This window comes from Ameyamaea chiangmaiensis (assembly GCF_013376175.1).
Classification (GTDB): domain Bacteria; phylum Pseudomonadota; class Alphaproteobacteria; order Acetobacterales; family Acetobacteraceae; genus Ameyamaea; species Ameyamaea chiangmaiensis.
Genome location: NZ_JABXXR010000227.1, coordinates 1 through 3,001 on the forward strand (window position 1 = coordinate 1; position 3,001 = coordinate 3,001).

The 3,001-nt window shown below is 66.4% G+C and carries 3 protein-coding genes; 2 read left to right on the top strand and 1 reads right to left on the bottom strand.

Features of this window, described 5'->3' with window-relative positions:
• Positions 1–62: 62 nt before the first annotated feature.
• Positions 63–1,382, bottom strand: a complete 1,320-nt coding sequence (locus HUK82_RS15570; protein ID WP_176614813.1) for a UDP-glucose dehydrogenase family protein — start codon at positions 1,380–1,382, stop codon at positions 63–65.
• 433 nt (positions 1,383–1,815) lie between these two features.
• Here HUK82_RS15570 and HUK82_RS15575 point away from each other — a divergent pair, with 433 nt between their 5' ends.
• Positions 1,816–2,601, top strand: coding sequence for an MlaE family ABC transporter permease (locus HUK82_RS15575; RefSeq protein WP_176614814.1), 786 nt, complete (start codon positions 1,816–1,818; stop codon positions 2,599–2,601).
• Positions 2,598–3,001, top strand: a 404-nt coding sequence (locus HUK82_RS15580; protein ID WP_176614815.1) for an ATP-binding cassette domain-containing protein, incomplete at its 3' end; no start/stop codon positions are given. The genes HUK82_RS15575 and HUK82_RS15580, both read left to right, overlap by 4 nt.

The following is a 3,001-nucleotide window of genomic DNA, read 5'->3' on the forward strand; positions in this document are numbered from 1 at the left end:
CGTCGCTTCCCGCCGACCTGCAGTAACGCCGGAACGCGACCCGCGCACCCCGGCGCCGCGCCTCAGGGACGACCGATCGAGTGATACGCGAACCCGGCGGCGCGCATGGCGGCGGGTTCGAAGACATTGCGCAGGTCCAGCACCACGTTCCCGGACATCCGTTCACGCAGGGCGGCGGGAGCCAGCGCCCGGAACACGTTCCATTCGGTCAGCACGACAAGCGCGTCCGCCCCCTGCGCAGCGTCGAGCGCATCGGCGCAATACTCCAACCCGTCCGGCAGGACGCGCCGGGCCGCCTCCATGCCCACCGGGTCGAACGCCCGCAGCGTCGCCCCGGCTTCGGCCAGCCGATGCACGATCGGCAGCGACGGGGACTCGCGCATGTCGTCGGTCTCGGGCTTGAAAGTCAGGCCCAGCAGGGCGATCGTGCGACCCGCCACCGACCCGCCGCAGGCGGCGATGATGCGCGATCCCATGCTGGCCTTACGGGCCTCGTTGACCTGAACTGTGGCCTCGACCAGCCGCGACGGCGCGCCGGCCTCCTGCGCGATCCGCGACAGGGCCAGCGTGTCCTTGGGGAAGCACGACCCGCCATAGCCCGGACCGGGGTGGAGGAACTTGCGCCCGATCCGGCCATCGAGCCCCATGCCGCGCGCCAGATCGTGCACGTTGGCACCCACCTTGTCGCACAGATCGGCCATCTCGTTGATGAAGGAGATCTTCATCGCGAGGAACGAGTTCGATGCGTATTTGATCAGCTCGGCCGATTCGAGACTGGTGAACACGATCGGCGCCTCGATCAGGTAGAGCGGCCGATACAGGGTGCGCATGATCTCCTGCGCCCGCGCCGGGTCGTGATCGGTGTCGAGCCCGATGATCACGCGGTCGGGGCGCATGAAATCGCCGATCGCATTGCCTTCACGCAGGAACTCGGGGTTGGACGCCACATCGAAATCGACGTCCGGGCGGGCCTCGCGGATGATCTGGGCGATGCGGCGCGACGTGCCGACCGGCACCGTCGATTTCGTCACCACCACCGCGTAGTCATCCAGCGCATGGGCGATCTGGCGCGCGGCCGTGTGCACATAGGTCATGTCCGCCCGGCCGTCGCCATTGCGCGGCGGCGTGCCGACCGCGATGAACACCGCGGTCGAACCGCGCACGGCGGACGTGATGTCATCTCCGAAGGTCAGCCGGCCAGCGGCGACGTTCTTGGCAACCAGCGTGTCGAGCCCAGGCTCATAGATCGGGATCCGTCCCTCCCGCAGGGCTTCGAGCCGTGCGGGGTCGGCCTCGACCACAGCCACATCGATCCCGAATTCAGCGAAACAGGCCGCGGAAACAAGGCCGACATAGCCGCCGCCGATCATGGTGATACGCATGGTCCATCCTCTGCTGTTCAGTCCGGAGGTGATGGAGGCGGACTATGGGCGGGTTGGCCCGATTTGACCAGTCAGGCACAAAATTCACGATCGGGTGAAGGCTGGGTACAAATTTTCTTGACTCAAACACCCCCGGCCAGCGATATTTCTCTTCGAAGCCCGGCCTGCGAAGGTCGTCTTCATGGACGTTTCCTCCCTAAACTTCGGCGGCGCTCAGGCGCCGTCTTTTTTTTGCCCTGCGATCGGGCAGACGGGCGGTTTTCCGCCTTTTCCCCGGCGTGGCCGTCCACAAAAATAGGCCCTCCGCGCGGTCGCCCTATCGTTTCACCCAGACACGCTTTGACCCGCCGCCGCGGCCGCGCTACGGCAGAAGCATGATGCATCTCCCCTCGCCGCATGGCGCGACAGGTCTTCACACGGGGTTCCAACGCCCGTGAATGCCGTCCTTGATTTTGTCGCCGCCATCGGACGCGGGGTGCTCGATCTCGTACGGATGGCCGGCACGCTCGCGCTGTTTGCTGTCGACGGCCTGTCCCACCTGTTCCGGCCGCCCTTCTATGGTCGGGTGTTCCTCGCCTCGCTGCTGGAGATCGGGTTCTTCTCGCTGCCGGTCGTCGCGTTGACGGCCATTTTCTCCGGCGGCGTCATCGCGCTGCAATCCTATACCGGGTTCGCCCAGTACCATGTGCAGAGCGCCATCGCCGGTATCGTGGTGCTGTCGGTCACGCGTGAACTCGGGCCAGTGCTGGCCGGGCTGATGGTTGCCGGGCGGGTTGGCGCCGCCATGGCGGCGCAGATCGGCACGATGCGCGTCACCGATCAGATCGACGCCCTGACGACCCTGTCGACCAACCCGATGAAATACCTCGTCACACCCAGGCTCCTCGCCGGGATCGTAGCGTTGCCGTTCCTGGTGGTGGTCGCCGACATTCTGGGCGTTCTGGGCGGCTTTACCGTGTCGGTCGTCAAGCTGGGCTTTTCGCCCGAGGCGTACGTCACGGCCACGCTGGCGGCGGTCAAGCCGATCGACGTGACGGTGGGTCTGGTCAAGGCCGCGATGTTCGGCTTCCTGATCGCGCTGCTCGGCTGTTATCACGGCTATCGCAGCAAGGGGGGCGCGGAGGGCGTCGGCGCGGCCACCACGTCGGCGGTTGTCGCGGCGTCGATCCTGCTGCTGGCCTTCGACTACCTTCTGACCGATCTGTTTTTCGCCCAATGACCGGCACGCCAAAAATCCGCATTCGCGGCCTGCGCAAGGCCTTCGGCAGCAAACAGGTGCTCGACGGCATCGATCTGGACGTCGAAGCCGGGACGTCGCTGGTCGTGATCGGCGGATCGGGCAGCGGCAAGTCGGTGCTGCTGCGCTGCATTCTCGGCCTGATCCTGCCCGATGACGGCACCATCGAGATCGACGGCGTGAACGTCCTGACCGCGCCGCGGCGCCAGCGCGAGACCCTAATCGAATCGATCGGCATGCTGTTCCAGAACGCGGCACTGTTCGATTCGCTGCCGGTCTGGGAAAATGTCGCCTTCGGGCTTCTGGCCAAGAACCGCGCCCGCCACGGCGCCGCGCGGCTGAGCCGTGCACAGGCCCGCGACCGCGCGGGCGAGATCCTGGC

Bases quoted from the DNA above. Each gene is read 5' to 3' on its own strand.
- HUK82_RS15570 (WP_176614813.1), bottom strand. From the start codon at position 1,382: ATGCGTATCACCATGATCGGCGGCGGCTATGTCGGCCTTGTTTCCGCG.